Source organism: Flavobacterium channae, assembly GCF_021172165.1.
Lineage (GTDB): Bacteria > Bacteroidota > Bacteroidia > Flavobacteriales > Flavobacteriaceae > Flavobacterium > Flavobacterium channae.
This window is the reverse complement of sequence record NZ_CP089096.1, coordinates 2,207,370-2,222,383: the sequence shown is the minus strand read 5'-3', so window position 1 is coordinate 2,222,383 and position 15,014 is coordinate 2,207,370. Positions and strand designations below refer to the sequence as shown.

Sequence of the window (15,014 nt, the reverse complement as noted above, 5' to 3'; positions counted from 1 at the left end):
GATGAGAAAATTTTTGCCTTATTTAATCGGTGGTGGATTGTTATTAATCCTAGTATTTTGGTATGTAAGTGTTAAAAATGGAGCAGTTACTGTTGACCAGGCTGTAAAAAAAGAATGGGGAAATGTAGAAACTTCGTACCAAAGAAGAAATGACCTAATTGGCAACCTAGTTAAAACAGTTAAAGGAGCAGCGGATTTTGAAAAATCTACTTTAGAAGCGGTAATTTCTGCAAGAGCTAAAGCAACTTCAATAACTGTTGATCCAACAAACATTACTCCAGAACAATTTGAGCAATTTAATCAAGCTCAAAGCGGTGTTTCTTCAGCTTTATCGAGATTATTAGTAACAGTTGAAAAATATCCAGAATTAAAAGCAAATGAAAATTTCAGAATGTTACAAAATGAGTTAACAAGTACTGAAAATCAGATTTTAACAGCAAGAACTCGTTTTAATGAGGCGGTTGAAAAATATAATAACTATATCTTAAAAATGCCAAGAAGTTTTATATTATCTGAATACAAAGAGAAAGCATTGTTTAAAGCTGTTGCTGGCGCTGAAAAACCAGTTGATGTAGAATTTGATTTTAACAACGAGAAAAAATAATGTCTAAAACAGAAGATTTCTTATCAAAAGCTGATGAACAAGAAATTGTTCAGGCGATTATTGAAGCCGAGAAAAACACTTCGGGAGAAATCAGAGTGCATCTAGAAGAACATACAGAAAAATCACCTCTTGAAAGAGCTCAGGAGGTTTTTTTTGAATTGCACATGAATGAAACGCAAGACAGAAATGGAGTTCTTTTTTATGTAGGTGTTGCCGATAAAAAGTTTGCTATAATTGGCGATGAAGGTATTAATAATGTTGTGGAATCTGATTTTTGGGATTGTACAAAAGATGTTGTGATTGCTAATTTTAAGGAAAAGAAATTCAAAAAAGGATTGGTCGAAGGCATTTTAAGAGCTGGAGAACGATTGAAGAAATATTTTCCTTATCAGTCTGATGACACAAATGAATTGTCTAACGAAATTTCGAAAGGATAAAATGAGAAAACTAATTATACTAGTATTTTTCCTTTCTGGAATTTACGCTAATGCCCAGTTCACAATTCCGAAAGTTCCGCCTTTTCAAACGAGCGTTTACGATTATGCCGATGTTTTAAATCCGCAAGAAGAGAAAGCATTAGAAAATAAGTTGATTCGTTATTCTGATTCGACAACCACCCAAATTGTGGTGATTTCTATTGAAGATTTAAAAGGTGAGGATATTGGAATTCTAACGCCAAGATGGGCACATGAATGGGGGATTGGTCAAGAAAAAGAAGACAACGGAATTCTAATTTTAGTTGCTAAAAACGATAGAAAAATTTGGATTGCTCCAGGATATGGAGTAGAAGATAGGTTGACTGCAGGAATCAACGGAGAATTGATAAGAAACGTTATTATTCCTGAATTTAAAGCCGGTAGTTATTACCAAGGATTAGATAAAGGTGCTGATGCAATTTTCGAAGTTTTAAAAGGAAAATACAAAGGTACTCGCAAAGAATCTAAGAATAATTTTCCATTTGTCTTAATCGTTATTTTTGTTATTATACTAATTCTTATTATTTCAAAAGGGAGTAAAGGTGGAGGCGGAAATTACAGAGGAGGTAGCGGTTTAGATTTAGGGGATATCATTATTTTAAGCCGAATGGGTCGCGGTGGAGGCGGTTTTGGAGGCGGGAGTTTTGGTGGAGGTTCTTCTGGTGGATTTGGTGGAGGCTTTGGCGGTGGTGGTTTCTCTGGTGGAGGAGCTGGCGGAAGTTGGTAAACCAAAATAGAAAGTCGAAGTAAAAAATAGATAAATAAAAAACTCGTTAGCAATCTAACGAGTTTTTTATTTTTTAATCCATGAACATTATGCCGCCTTCTTTTTTCTTGCCTCCAAATTTTTCTAATTTATAGGTCAAAGAAAACATAGCATATTGTTTTAAAACGGTATTTTCCATATCGGTAATGGCAGTAGGTGTAATGGTTCTTGTTGCGCTTACGTTCTGATTTAATACGTCATATACTTTTACTTTTGCTAATAATTTGTCTTGGAAGAAATTGTATCCTAAACTTAAGTTCCACAAATAGAAATCTTTTTGGAAACCATCAGCAATGTTAGAGTTGTAATTATAACCGAAATCACTTCCAATTACTACTTTTTTAGGCCAATAACTTGTGATTTCCAACTTAGCACTGTGTTTGAAATTTTTAGTATTGTCAATTACGTAGTTGGTAAAATCATTCGTAATATAAGTGTAACGATACGAAGGATTAATTGTTATCATTTCGTCTATAGACCAAGTTAAATTAACTCTTGGATTAATATTCAATCCTTTAGATTCAAATAATTCAGCATTAGTTAAACCTTGATTATAATCGTAACCTACTTGAACTCCAAAACCATATTTAAATGTTCTTTTTTCCTTTTTTAATGATTTATTGAAATTAAATCCTACGAAACCATTATAAGCCATGTCTACATTTTGATACGTTGTAGTTGCTTTAAAATCGGCATCATAAGTTGTTGAAGCTACAATTTGATTTACATTATAATCTCCACCTGCATAACCATAAAAACCACTTCGAGTTGCATAATCATAATTGTTGAAATTCATGTAAATCGAATAATTTTCGTTTGGTTTTAAGTCGGCATTTCCAATAAAAGTGTTTAACGGATTTCCTAAATTTTGGAAAGGTAAAATTTGATTAGCCGTTGGTAAATTTACTTCGTATGAATAATAGCTATAAATCGATTTAGATTTGCCTAATGTTATACTTACATATCCGTTCATTTTTGGATACATGTAGTTTTTGTTTACAGCTGTTTTGTTAGACAAATAATCGGCTTGGTTGTTGAAATTGATGATTTCTGTTCCCATCGAAATGTTTCCTCTAATTTTTTTCTTACGAATACTAACGCCAACCATTGGAGTTACAGATGAAGTAGTGGAAATGATATCGTTTGAAAGTAAATCGTTAAAGTTTGAATAAGAATCCAATCCGCTGTCAAAGTCAAAAGTTTCTCTCGTATCTCTAGATTTTTTATAACTATAAACTGCTTTGAAATTTAAAGCCAAAGAATCTCGTAAAGGTTCATTATATCCTATTTCAGCTCTAAAGCTATCGTTTTTAGAATCGTCAACTCGGAACTGATCTCGATCATCATCAGTATTACCTGATTGAAAGAATGTGGTTGTTGTTTTGGTAAACAAATCCGATTCGTTTTTACTATTTTCGTTATTTAATGAAGCACTAATCCCTCTGCCTTTTTTCTTTAAACCTTTATAGAAGTAAATGTTGTTACGAAACGTATTGTTTTGACTTTCCCAACTATTATCTGTTGTGTTTTCATTTAATGTGGCTCCAGCTTCATCAAATGTAGCATCAAAACCTTTATTTCTATTTTTAATTTCACTTTTCGAAAAACTCGGACTCATATATATAGTTGCTGTTGAATCTAGTTTTATTTCAAAATCCATCGAAATATTATGTCCGTCTGTTATCGATTTTGTAGTTGATTCCGCTAAAGTATTTGTATTTCCTGTTGGAAGTAAATTAATTCGGTTTGTTCTACTATTGTTATTCGTTTCTGCGTTTGAATAATAATAACTTCCATTTGGATTGATTTTCTTTTTTGCCCATTCATCAGCAAAATTAATCCCAATCATATTCGATTGTGTTATTCCTGTATTACCACCAAATTGCATTCCATTAATTCCGAAACTTCCATTGTCATTTATCCAGATAGATTGATTTCTACCACCACCCATATTGTCGAAAATTTCATCCATTGAAAATCCGATTGAGTTGATGTTGTTCGACGAACCTAAAATACTGATTTTTTGGGTGTCTTTGAAATAATTAAAAAGCAAACTCGATTCATACCTTTCATCGGTTCCGTAACCAACATTTGCTTTGCCAAATGCACCTTTATTCTTGTCTTCCTGAATGGTTAAGTTGATGGTTTTTTCATCTGAAGTTGCATTTTGCCCAGACAATTCTTCTTCTTTTGTTTTGGTATCGGTTACCTGAACTTTACTAATAATGTCTGCAGGTAAATTTTGTGTTGCAATTTTTCCATCTTTTCCAAAGAATGGTTTACCGTTAACTAAAATGTTATTTACTTCTTTTCCGTTAACTGTAATTTTACCTTCTTCATCTATTTCAACACCAGGCAATTGTTTTAAAAGTGCTTCAACGTTAGCATCTGGTCTAACTTTAAATGAAGCAGCGTTAAACTCTAAAGTATCATTTTTTATGGTAACTGGTGGTGCTTCTGATTGAATAACGACTTCTTTTAATGAACTAACATTTTCTTCTAGTCTAATTGATCCGAAATCTTTATCGCTTTTTAAATTTTCTATTTGTTCAGAATATTCAATGTAGCCTATGTACGAAATTTTAAAATGAACTGCGCTTTCGATTTTTTTGGTTTTGAAAGCAAAATTTCCATTTTTATCAGAAATGGTGTAATCAATTAAAGTAGAATCTTTTGCCGATTTTATGTAAATAGTTGCCGATTCTAGTGGAATTGATGTGTTTTTGTCAATAATTTTTCCTTTTAATGAAATGGTGTTCTGACTAAAACTACTTGCTGATAATACAAATAAAACTAAGAATACTATTTTCTTGAACATGAAGAAAGTTGGTTTTTGGATTCAAATCTAATTAACAGCGAAATAAAATATTTATTGTGTAAATAAAAATTTTCTTACGAAAATATTAACATTATTAATAAAAAAACCGAAGCGTTAACTTCGGTTTTAATGTTATTTCTGTCTGAAATAAATATCGATTGGAACACCATTAAAATTATAGTTTTCTCTCAATTTATTTTCAATAAAACGTTTGTACGGATCTTTTACATATTGTGGTAAGTTGGCAAAAAACACAAATTGAGGTGTTGGTGTTGGCAACTGCATGCAATATTTAATTTTAATATATTTTCCTTTTAATGCTGGTGGTGGTGTTGCTTCGATAATTGGTAACATCAACTCATTAAATTTAGAGGTTGAAATACGTTGCTTTCTGTTTTCAAAAACTTCAACCGCTGTTTCTAAAGCTTTTAATAAACGTTGTTTTGTTAAAGCCGAAACAAATAAAATTGGCACATCTGTAAAAGGAGCAATTTCTTCTCTTATTTTTCTTTCATAATCACGAGTAGACATGGTATCTTTTTCAACTAAATCCCATTTGTTTACTAAGATTACAATTCCTTTTCTGTTCTTTTCTGCTAACCAAAAAATACTTTGATCTTGTCCTTCAAATCCACGAGTCGCATCGATAACTAATAAACACACATCACTGTGTTCAATCGCTCTTACCGAACGCATTACAGAGTAAAATTCTAAATCTTCTTTTACTTTCGCTTTACGTCTAATTCCAGCAGTATCTACTAAGTTGAATTCAAATCCAAAACGGTTATATTTTGTATCAATCGCATCACGAGTAGTTCCAGCAATATCTGTAACTACAAATCGATCTTCACCAATTAAGGCATTGATAAAAGATGATTTACCAGCATTCGGTCTTCCTACAACACAAAATCTTGGTAACGGATTTTCCTCTTCGATAGCATCTGGTAATTCAGGTAAAACTTCTACAATTTTATCTAATAATTCACCCGTTCCACTTCCACTCATTCCTGAAATAGTGAAAAAATCGCCTAATCCTAAGTTGTAGAATTCCACTGCGTCTTTTTCACGCATGGCATTATCCACTTTGTTTACAACTAAAATAACCGGTTTTTTAACTTTACGAAGCAACTTAGCCACTTCATCATCCATAGGCGTAATGCCTTCCTCGACATCAACTACAAAAACAATAGCATCCGCTTCGTCAATTGCCAATTCTACTTGACGACGAATTTCTCCTTCAAAAATATCATCCGAACCTTTTACATAACCTCCAGTATCAATTACGGAAAATTCTTTTCCATTCCATTCACTTTTCCCATAATTTCTATCACGCGTAACACCGCTTACCGAGTCAACAATAGCTTCTCTTCGCTGAATTAAACGGTTAAAAAATGTGGATTTTCCAACATTTGGTCTTCCTACAATGGCAACAATATTGTTCATAATCTTATTTTGAATCGGCAAAAGTACGATTTTTTTTGGAGAGTTTTAAGCAATTGTTTGCATCACTTACATTTTGGCTGATTTGAATTTGAAAAAAATATTTCAGATGATTAATTTCTAGATGTCTTTATTTTAATATATTAGCTTAAATTCTCATTCTTATGGAGCCAGAAAAAAGCATAGCATTACGACCACGATTTGAAGTTGTGTCGAGTAAAACAGTTGAAGAAATACTTGAAAATGCTTACCGCTTAAAAACAGAATTGAAAGCTGATTATCAAATTAAGATTATCGATGAACATTTGTATTTCTATTTTAGTAAGGAAAAAAGAAAATATTATTCTCCTTTTTTACATCTAGAATTAGAAAAAAGTGAAAATCAAACTTTGGTAAAAGGGTTATTTGGACCAGAACAGTTGTTGTGGACGCTTTTTATGTTTTTACATTTTATAATTGCAGGGTTGTTTTTGGTTTTTGCAATGATGGCATATACACACTGGTCGTTGAAACAATCAATGGTTTTAGATGTTAGTGTAATGATTGCAATGGTTGTTTTTTGGGTAGCATTATATTTTATTGGACGACAAAACCGTAAACTAGGTGTTCCTCAGATGCATGAATTAGAAGATTTGATGAAAAAAGTTTTAAGTTAAGAATGAAAAACTTTTCTTTTTTTAAGAAATAAATTTGATACATTTGGAGGTCAATAAACTAGCCCCAATTTTGATAAAAAAATACAACATATTATTTCTAGCTGTATTTATACTACTTCAATCAGTAGGGATGTTCTATTTTGCTACTTTTTCGCATAAAATTTTTAAAAAAATTGCCGAGTCAAATAAAAACCCTCATTTAATTATCACAAAAACAATTGCTAAAAAAGATTATTATTTAATGAAAATTGATGATCTTGAAATTGTTATTGAGGATGAACTTTATGATATTTTAGAAGAGACTTTTGAAGGTGATTTTGTTAAACTAAAACTTTTTAAAGACAAAAAAGAGAAAAACTTTGCTTTGAAAATCAAAAACATTCGAAAGAAAAGTCAGTCTTCAAAAGGGAAAAGTATTTTCAAAATTAAGATAGCTTGTTTAAATCAAGCAAAAGATTACACTTCAAAGTCTATTAAAAATGAGTCTTTGAAAAAATTGCTATTTAACTTCGTTTATATAAAAGAAATTTACCTTTCTATTATTGTTCCTCCTCCCGAATTAGTTTAATAATTTCAATTTAAATAATCATAGGTGTTCTTTTCAGTACGCCCAATAGTTGCTATTATTAATTTAACATAAATAAAATGAATTTATTAAATAAAACGTTAGTTCTTGGAGCTATCGTTAGCTCGGCTGTAGGTTATAGCCAAGAGATTAAAAAAGATACAGTTACAAAAGTAAACTATTTAAAAGAAGTTGAAGTAACTGCCACTTCAAATACAAATAAAACTATTCTAAGTCAGCCACAATCTATTTCTAAACTTGGAGAAAAAGAGTTGAATAGAAGTACAGGTTTGTTCTTAGATGATGCTATCAATACAAATGTTCCAGGGGTAAATATGCAAAGAAGAACAGTATCTGCTGGCCAACAATTCAATATTCGTGGGTATGGTAATGGAGTTAGAGGTACAAATGGTACCAATAGTAACTTTGACACTCAAGGAACAAAAGTATATTTAAACAATATTCCAGTAACAGATGCAGAAGGTATTACCTTAATGGATGATTTGGATTTTTCATCAATTGGAGATGTAGAAGTTGTAAAAGGACCATCAGGTTCATTATATGGTTTAGCTATTGCTGGTGTTGTAAACTTAAAAACAATCCTGCCAGAGTTAAACAAAATATCATTGGCTCAAAATACTTTGTTTGGTAGTTATGGATTAAAAAGACTAACTACTCAAGCTCAAATTGGAGGGAAAAATGGGGCTATGTTAATCAATTATGGAAGTCAAAAGTATGATGGTTTCATGGAGCATACTGCATCAAGTAAAGATTTCGTGAATATTTTTGGAAATTCAACTTTAAGCGAAAAGCAAAAAATCAATGCTTATTTAGGTTATAGTGATAGTTATGATCAAAGAAATGGTGAGTTAACTAGAGAACAATACGAAGATTTTGATTATTCGGGTAATCCAAATTATATTAAAAACGACGCGCATTCTCATATGGTAAGTTTTAGAGGAGGATTGAATCACGATTATCAATTCAATAGAAATATTGGTAACTCATTTTCGGTTTTTGGAACTGGTATTGAAAGCGATGTAAGTTCAGCAGGTGGTTGGACAGACAAATCAGCTTTAAATTTTGGTTTTAGAACTACTTTTAATTTAAACTTTGATTTAGGAACAGCTTATAAACTTTCTGGAATTGCTGGAACTGAAATGCAACAACAAAATTCGCAAGCAATTAGTTATGCTATGGTTGCTAATGGAGTTGATCCAGATGCTTACAATGTAATTGGTAGTCAAAGAAGTAATAGATATTCTATTTCAAAAACCAATCATATATTTACTGAATGGACTTTAAATATGCCTTACGATTTTTCTGTTACTGCAGGAGTTGGAAGTAGTTATATGGGAATTGAATCACAAGACAGAATGTATGTGCCTGCAAATAATACTCCAGGAACATACAGACCGTCAACTTTAAGTGCATCTTATAAAAACATGGTTTCACCAAAATTTGCAATTAATAAAGTTTTTAATAAAGCAGTTTCTGTATATGCTTCATATAACAAAGGTTACAAAGCTCCAGTGAGTTCTTATTTTTACATTCCTTACACAGGAGAAGTAAATAAAAATTTAAAAGCAGAGGTTGGAACTCAATTTGAAATTGGTTCAAAAGGTACTTTAATGAATAACAAGTTGACTTACGAATTAGCAGTTTTCCAAACAAACTTTAAAGACAAAATGACTTCTGTAGCAGTTCCAAATGCAACAAATACAGCAACTTTATATTCTTATATTGTAAATGCTGGAGAGCAAATTCATAAAGGAATTGAAGCTTCTGTAAAATATGAGTTAATTAGTAATGAAAATGGATTCTTTAAAAGTGTAAGTCCGTTTGCAAATGTTACGTATTCAGATTTTAAATATAAAGATTACATCTATCAAAGATCTTATAATATTGCATTTGATTTTTCTAATGAAAAAGTTTTAGGAACGCCTCCAGTAGTATTTAATGCTGGTGTTGATTTTGCTATTAAATATGGTTTCTACGGAAATGTAACTTACAACTATAGAGATGCTATGTTTTATAGTTATGTTCCAACAACTGCTTCTGATCCAAATATGGTTCATTATGAAACAGCTAGTTATAATTTGTTAAATGCTAAATTTGGTTACCAAAGAAATATTACAAACCACTTATCATTAGATGCAACATTTGGTGTAAACAATATTACTAATACGCAATATTACCAAATGGTATTCTCTAACCAGTTGCCAGATGCTTATTTACCAGCACCTTATAATGCAACTTTCTTTGGTGGATTAAATTTAAAATATACGTTCTAATTTATAAAAGAGCGGTTTTATGCCGCTCTTTATTTCGATAATATGAAAGCTATAAAATACTTAGTATTGTTACTTGTTGTTTCAAGTTGTGAAAGGTTTTCTAAGGAAGACAAAAAGCAAGAAACTACAACAAGAATTGTTTGCATAGCAAAACAATACAATGAAATTATTTGTGCATTAGGTGCTCAAAAAGATTTAGCTGCTGTAGATGTATCAAGTACTTATCCAGCAGAATTAAAAGAATTACCAACAGTTGGTTATCATAGAGCATTGAGTTTAGAAGCTATTTTGGCTAACAAACCAACAATCGTAATTGAAGATGATAATATTGGTCCGGAAACTGTGGTTGATCAATTAAAGAAGTTGAAAGTTCCGATGAAGCAATTTGGTAAGTATGAACAAACCATTGTAGGAACCGATTCTCTAATACATGAAATGGGTCGTTATTTTAAAAGAGAAAAAGCGGCTGATTCTCTTTGTGTTAAGTTGAAAAAAGAATTTGATGCAGCTATTGAAAAAACAAAATTTTTCACAAAAAAACCTAGAGTTTTGGTTATACATTACGGTCAAGCATCAAATGTATATTTAGTAATGACAAAAAGCAGTACTGGTGGTAAAATGCTAGAATGGGCTGGTGGCGAAATTGCTATTAATGAAGAAAAAGGAATGAAACATCTTTCTCCTGAATTAGTTGCTGCAGCAAATCCGGATGTGATTTTAATTACCGATTTTGGTTATGATAAACTGGCTGGTTCTTATGAAAAAATAGGAGAACTTCCTGGAGTTTCAAGTACAAAAGCATTCAAAGACAAGAAAATTTACAGAATAGAAGAACACGATTTGGTGTATTTAGGTCCAAGAACAGGTCAAAACATACAACTTATTCAAAAATTAATTCATCAATAATGTTTTTTACAAAACGAGATAGCTTTTTATTGATTACACTACTATTATTGCTAGTTGTGGTTTTCTTATTATCCATAGGATTAGGAGCCGTGAAAATTTCACTTGATGAGATTTTATCCTCGTTTTCTAATTTCTTTTATGGAAATGAATTTACAACTTTGAACGAACGTATTTTCATTGATATAAGATTGCCAAGATCAGTATTAAGCATTTTAGTTGGCGCTACATTAGCCGTTGGCGGAATTTTAGTTCAAGCTTTATTTAGAAACCCAATTGTAGAACCTGGCTTAATAGGAACTTCGAGCGGAGCTGCTTTTGGTGCTTCCTTTTTTATTGTATTGGGAAATACTTTCGCTTTTGCAACTAACAATATTTCATTATCATTAATTGCATGTGTCGGAGGAATAATTGGAACATTCTTGGTTTTCTCGTTATCCAAAATAAACGGAAACAACAACTCGGTAACAGTTTTGTTATTAATTGGAGTTGCTGTAAATGCCTTGTTTTTAAGTGGAATCGGATTTCTGTCTTACATTGCTAGAGATCCACAAGCGCGTTCTATTACATTTTGGAATTTAGGAACGCTTTCAGGAGCAAATTGGCAAGCAGTTCAAATGGTGGCTGTTTTTTCTGTTTCGGGTTTGATTTTATCCTATTTTTTAGGAAAGAAATTGAATACTTTGATTCTTGGAAACGATGAAGCTAGCTATTTAGGAATCAACGTGAATTTATTAAAATACCAAGTTTTAATCATCAATGTTATTATGGTTTCGGTTGCTACTTCATTTGTTGGAGTTATTGGTTTTGTGGGATTAATTGTTCCTCACATTATACGAATGATAAGTGGTTCCGATATTCGAAAACTTATTATTTTCGGTTCATTATTTGGTGCTATTTTTCTTTGTTTTGCCGATTTGGTTGCGCGACTATTGTTAAGTCCGGCTGAATTGCCAATCGGAATTGTAACCTCATTCTTAGGAGTTCCAGTATTTATTATTTTATTGCGAAAATCTAATTACTTTTTTTAATATGCTTACAACTAAAAATTTATCTGTTGGTATTGCCAATAAAGTAATTCTAGAAAATATTTCGGAAGCATTTGAAGCTGGAAAAATATCATTAATTATTGGTCCAAATGGCGCCGGAAAATCAACTTTTATAAAAGCTATTTGTGGTCAATTAAAATTAAATCAAAAAGGAACAGTTGATTATGATACAGAAGTTTTATCCATTTCAGAATTAGCAAAAGTTAGGGCTGTTTTATCGCAAAATAGTAAATTAAATTTTCCCTTAACTGTTCGCGATATTGTAATGATGGGTAGGTATCCTCATTTTAATAATTATCCTTCGGAAAAAGATAAACGGGCTTGTAACGAAGCTATTCAGTTTTTTGAATTGGAAAATTTTGTTGATCGAAACTACTTAACATTAAGTGGAGGCGAAATGCAACGCGTTCATTTTGCTCGAGTTTTAGCTCAAATTTGGTTTTCCGAAGAAAATAAAACGCGCTATTTAATATTAGATGAGCCTTTGACATTTCTAGATGTGCATTTTCAGTATAGTTTTATGTACAAGATGCAAGAATTGGCAAAAGAGAATAATATTGTGATTATTGGTGTTTTACACGATTTGAATTTGACAGCTAAATTTGCTGATAAAATTATGTTGCTTAGTCACGGGAAAGTAATTGCATCTGGAAATAAAACCGAAGTCTTGACTAAAGAAAATATATTGGAAGCTTTTAAAATGGAAGCAAAAATCCATACAGTAGAAAACGAAATCTTCATTCATTTTTAAAAAGAAAGCCTGATAAATGTATCAGGCTTTTCTATTTATTTTTGATTGTATCCAAAGCGTCTTAGTTGTCTTTCGTTTGAACGCCAATCTTTATTTACTTTTACGTAAGTTTCTAAATGAATTTGTTTTCCAAAGAATTTCTCTAAATCCTCTCTCGCCTGAATTCCCACTTTTTTAATAGCCGCTCCTTTGTGACCAATTATGATTCCTTTTTGTGTATCTCGTTCAACCATGATAACTGCACGAATTCGGATAATATCATCATCTTCCTTAAATTCTTCCGTTTCAATTTCAACTGCATACGGTATTTCTTTATCATAGTTCAATAAGATTTTCTCACGAATCGTTTCGTTAACAAAAAAACGTTCTGGTTTATCGGTTAACGCATCTTTTGGATAAAATGGTGGCGATACTGGAAGTAATTCTAAAATTCTATCAAAAACGGTTTGAACATTAAAGTTTTCTAAAGCCGAAATTGGGAAAATCTCTGCATTAGGAACTTTCTCTTTCCATAATTGTACTTGTTCTTCTAATTGTTCTTGGTTGGATTTGTCTATTTTGTTTAATAAAAGCAAAACCGGAATTTTTGAGTGAATAATTTTATTAAAAAACGCTTCATCTTTTAATTCTTTTTCACCTATTTCAACCATATAAATTAAAACATCGGCATCTTCAAAAGCCGATTTTACAAAATCCATCATTGAACTTTGTAATTCATACGCAGGCTTAATGATTCCTGGAGTATCTGAAAATAACATTTGGAAATCATCTCCATTTACAATACCTAAAATACGGTGTCTTGTGGTTTGTGCTTTAGATGTAATAATAGAAAGACGTTCTCCTACAAAAGCATTCATAAGAGTTGACTTTCCTACATTAGGATTTCCAATAATATTAACATAACCTGCTCTGTGCTCCATTTTAATAAATTTATGGTTACAAAGGTAGTGATAACGCTTGAATTACGAGAAATAAAACATTATTTTTAAAAAAGTCTTGCTATTTTAAATAAACATTGTACCTTTGCACTCACAAATCGCGGGATAGAGCAGTAGGCAGCTCGTCGGGCTCATAACCCGAAGGTCACAGGTTCGAGTCCTGTTCCCGCTACTAAATTTAATGAATTACAACCGTACATCGCGGGATAGAGCAGTAGGCAGCTCGTCGGGCTCATAACCCGAAGGTCACAGGTTCGAGTCCTGTTCCCGCTACTAAGAAGCTTCACAGAAATGTGGAGCTTTTTTTATTTATCTTCTATTCTTATCTATTCTACAAGGATTTCTTAAAAATCTACTTACTTATTACAAATTCAAATTTTAGTTTTTTTTGGGTTACAATGAGGGTTGCAAGAGGCTAACTTTTAGGTTGCAATAAATTTTGTATTGGGTTGCAAAAAGGCTAACATTTGGGTTGCAATTAAATTTTACTTGGGTTGCAACTTTTTTTATTAAAGATTTAAACAATTATTTTATCATGATTACACAACCAATAAAGATATTGTTTGTGATTTCAGCAACCAGGATTAATAAAAAAGGATTAGTTCCTATTGTGTGTAGAATTACATATTTAGGAATAAGAAAGCCATTTGCAACTGGATTATTTATTAAACCAGAGAATTGGAATAATTCATTACAGAAAGCTATTCCTGATGATACTGAACATAAACAAATTAACACTCAATTGAGCCTGATTAAACAAGAAATTAATCAGGCTTTTTTATTTCTTCAAGTTCAAAAAGAACAGTTTGATGTGGAAGACATTTACTTAAAATTCAAAGGAGAAGATATTAAACCATCTAAAACTTTAATAGAAGTATTTAATCTCCATAATGCAAGAATGGAAAAATTGGTAGGTATTGAGTACACTAAATCTACATTTTCAAAGTTTACAGAAGCCAAACAGCATATAGAAAACTTCCTTTTTCATAAATACAAAAAGAGAAATATAGCTTTAGAGGATATTTCTTTAAAGTTCTTAAATGATTTTGATTACTATTTGAAAACTGAAAAAAAGTTTAAGCAGATTACAATCAATAAAAGCATTCAAAGGGTTAGGAAGATTATTAAATTGGCTATTGCAGAGGGTTTTCTAATGACAGACCCATTCTTGCTTTATAAACCCAAAAAGGTCATAAACTCCATAACTTATCTAACTACTAAGGAACTTTACAAATTAGAGAATCATAAGTTTTTTCAAAAGAGATTGGAACAAGTTAGAGATATGTTTGTTTTCTGTTGTTATACTGGTTTACCTTATCAAGAAATGTCTATTCTAACACAAAAACATATAGTGAAAAAATTTGATGGGAAACTGTGGATTGATATGTTCAGACAAAAGACAAAGAGGCAATTTTCAATTCCATTGTTGCCTAAAGCTATTTCAATAATTGAAAAATACCAGGATGATAAAAGATTATTACCTGTTGTTAGTAATCAAAAATTCAATTCCTATTTAAAAGAAATAGCTGAGATTATAGGTATTGAAAAGAAATTAACTCATCACATTGCAAGGAAAACCTTTGCCACAACTGTATTGCTTTACAATGATGTTCCAATAGAAGTGGTTTCAGAACTTTTAGGACATTCCAAAATTTCAACTACTCAAGACCATTATGCAAAAGTGGTTCAGAGAAAAGTTAGTGAACAGATTTCAACTTTAAGCAGAAAGTTGGATAAATGATACTTTATAAATA

Annotated in this window: 13 protein-coding genes and 2 tRNA genes; 12 read left to right on the top strand and 3 right to left on the bottom strand. The window is 31.4% G+C overall.

Annotation, left to right across the window (positions count from 1 at the left end):
- Position 1 precedes the first annotated feature (1 nt).
- Genes LOS89_RS10320 through LOS89_RS10310 form a run of 3 tightly spaced genes read left to right on the top strand, consistent with a single transcriptional unit; the run spans position 2 to position 1,807 of the window.
- A complete protein-coding gene (locus tag LOS89_RS10320) occupies positions 2-604 on the top strand; it encodes a LemA family protein (RefSeq protein WP_231837066.1) in 603 nt (200 codons plus the stop codon).
- On the top strand, positions 604-1,041 hold the full coding sequence (locus tag LOS89_RS10315) for a TPM domain-containing protein (RefSeq protein WP_231835171.1): 438 nt from the start codon (positions 604-606) through the stop codon (positions 1,039-1,041). Before LOS89_RS10320 ends, LOS89_RS10315 begins: the two co-directional genes overlap by 1 nt.
- Position 1,042: 1 nt before the next feature.
- Positions 1,043-1,807 carry a TPM domain-containing protein gene (locus LOS89_RS10310; protein ID WP_231835170.1) on the top strand — a complete coding sequence of 255 codons (765 nt, stop codon included), beginning with the start codon at positions 1,043-1,045 and terminating at the stop codon, positions 1,805-1,807.
- A 73-nt stretch (positions 1,808-1,880) separates the two neighbouring features.
- Here LOS89_RS10310 and LOS89_RS10305 read toward each other — a convergent pair whose 3' ends face one another.
- Both LOS89_RS10305 and der read right to left on the bottom strand, forming a co-directional pair.
- On the bottom strand, positions 1,881-4,664 hold the full coding sequence (locus LOS89_RS10305; protein WP_231835169.1) for an outer membrane beta-barrel protein: 2,784 nt from the start codon (positions 4,662-4,664) through the stop codon (positions 1,881-1,883).
- 132 nt (positions 4,665-4,796) lie between these two features.
- Positions 4,797-6,107: a ribosome biogenesis GTPase Der gene (gene der / locus LOS89_RS10300; RefSeq protein ID WP_231835168.1), complete on the bottom strand. Its 1,311-nt coding sequence runs from the start codon at positions 6,105-6,107 to the stop codon at positions 4,797-4,799.
- A 161-nt stretch (positions 6,108-6,268) separates the two neighbouring features.
- On the opposite strand from der, the gene LOS89_RS10295 reads away from it, so the two are divergent.
- From LOS89_RS10295 to LOS89_RS10270, 6 genes are all read left to right on the top strand, one after another.
- Entirely contained in the window at positions 6,269-6,760 is a 492-nt protein-coding gene (locus LOS89_RS10295; protein ID WP_231835167.1) for a hypothetical protein, read from the top strand.
- 241 nt (positions 6,761-7,001) lie between these two features.
- A complete protein-coding gene (locus LOS89_RS10290; protein WP_231835166.1) occupies positions 7,002-7,328 on the top strand; it encodes a hypothetical protein in 327 nt (108 codons plus the stop codon).
- A gap of 77 nt (positions 7,329-7,405) precedes the next feature.
- Positions 7,406-9,619, top strand: a complete 2,214-nt coding sequence (locus LOS89_RS10285; protein WP_231835165.1) for a TonB-dependent receptor — start codon at positions 7,406-7,408, stop codon at positions 9,617-9,619.
- A 42-nt stretch (positions 9,620-9,661) separates the two neighbouring features.
- The gene (locus LOS89_RS10280; RefSeq protein ID WP_231835164.1) at positions 9,662-10,525 is read left to right on the top strand and encodes a heme/hemin ABC transporter substrate-binding protein; all 864 of its coding nucleotides are present in this window, start codon (positions 9,662-9,664) and stop codon (positions 10,523-10,525) included.
- Positions 10,525-11,553: a FecCD family ABC transporter permease gene (locus tag LOS89_RS10275; RefSeq protein ID WP_231835163.1), complete on the top strand. Its 1,029-nt coding sequence runs from the start codon at positions 10,525-10,527 to the stop codon at positions 11,551-11,553. The genes LOS89_RS10280 and LOS89_RS10275 overlap by 1 nt, the downstream gene beginning before the upstream one ends.
- Position 11,554: 1 nt before the next feature.
- A complete protein-coding gene (locus LOS89_RS10270) occupies positions 11,555-12,322 on the top strand; it encodes an ABC transporter ATP-binding protein (protein WP_231835162.1) in 768 nt (255 codons plus the stop codon).
- 35 nt (positions 12,323-12,357) lie between these two features.
- Here LOS89_RS10270 and era read toward each other — a convergent pair whose 3' ends face one another.
- Positions 12,358-13,242 carry a GTPase Era gene (gene era, locus LOS89_RS10265; RefSeq protein ID WP_231835161.1) on the bottom strand — a complete coding sequence of 295 codons (885 nt, stop codon included), beginning with the start codon at positions 13,240-13,242 and terminating at the stop codon, positions 12,358-12,360.
- 117 nt (positions 13,243-13,359) lie between these two features.
- On the opposite strand from era, the gene LOS89_RS10260 reads away from it, so the two are divergent.
- The 3 genes from LOS89_RS10260 (at position 13,360) to LOS89_RS10250 (ending at position 15,001) form a co-directional block, all read left to right on the top strand.
- Positions 13,360-13,432, top strand: a tRNA-Met gene (locus LOS89_RS10260).
- Positions 13,433-13,460: 28 nt separating this feature from the next.
- Positions 13,461-13,533 (top strand) — tRNA-Met (locus tag LOS89_RS10255).
- A gap of 262 nt (positions 13,534-13,795) precedes the next feature.
- Positions 13,796-15,001, top strand: coding sequence for a site-specific integrase (locus LOS89_RS10250; RefSeq protein ID WP_231835160.1), 1,206 nt, complete (start codon positions 13,796-13,798; stop codon positions 14,999-15,001).
- Positions 15,002-15,014 lie beyond the last annotated feature (13 nt).

Excerpts from the sequence above, each read along its gene's own strand:
- LOS89_RS10320 (WP_231837066.1), top strand. The coding sequence starts at position 2 with ATGAGAAAATTTTTGCCTTATTTAATCGGTGGTGGATTGTTATTAATC.
- LOS89_RS10315 (WP_231835171.1), top strand. The coding sequence starts at position 604 with ATGTCTAAAACAGAAGATTTCTTATCAAAAGCTGATGAACAAGAAATT.
- LOS89_RS10310 (WP_231835170.1), top strand. The coding sequence starts at position 1,043 with ATGAGAAAACTAATTATACTAGTATTTTTCCTTTCTGGAATTTACGCT.
- LOS89_RS10305 (WP_231835169.1), bottom strand. The coding sequence starts at position 4,664 with ATGTTCAAGAAAATAGTATTCTTAGTTTTATTTGTATTATCAGCAAGT.
- der (WP_231835168.1), bottom strand. The coding sequence starts at position 6,107 with ATGAACAATATTGTTGCCATTGTAGGAAGACCAAATGTTGGAAAATCC.
- LOS89_RS10295 (WP_231835167.1), top strand. The coding sequence starts at position 6,269 with ATGGAGCCAGAAAAAAGCATAGCATTACGACCACGATTTGAAGTTGTG.
- LOS89_RS10290 (WP_231835166.1), top strand. The coding sequence starts at position 7,002 with ATGAAAATTGATGATCTTGAAATTGTTATTGAGGATGAACTTTATGAT.
- LOS89_RS10285 (WP_231835165.1), top strand. The coding sequence starts at position 7,406 with ATGAATTTATTAAATAAAACGTTAGTTCTTGGAGCTATCGTTAGCTCG.
- LOS89_RS10280 (WP_231835164.1), top strand. The coding sequence starts at position 9,662 with ATGAAAGCTATAAAATACTTAGTATTGTTACTTGTTGTTTCAAGTTGT.
- LOS89_RS10275 (WP_231835163.1), top strand. The coding sequence starts at position 10,525 with ATGTTTTTTACAAAACGAGATAGCTTTTTATTGATTACACTACTATTA.
- LOS89_RS10270 (WP_231835162.1), top strand. The coding sequence starts at position 11,555 with ATGCTTACAACTAAAAATTTATCTGTTGGTATTGCCAATAAAGTAATT.
- era (WP_231835161.1), bottom strand. The coding sequence starts at position 13,242 with ATGGAGCACAGAGCAGGTTATGTTAATATTATTGGAAATCCTAATGTA.
- LOS89_RS10250 (WP_231835160.1), top strand. The coding sequence starts at position 13,796 with ATGATTACACAACCAATAAAGATATTGTTTGTGATTTCAGCAACCAGG.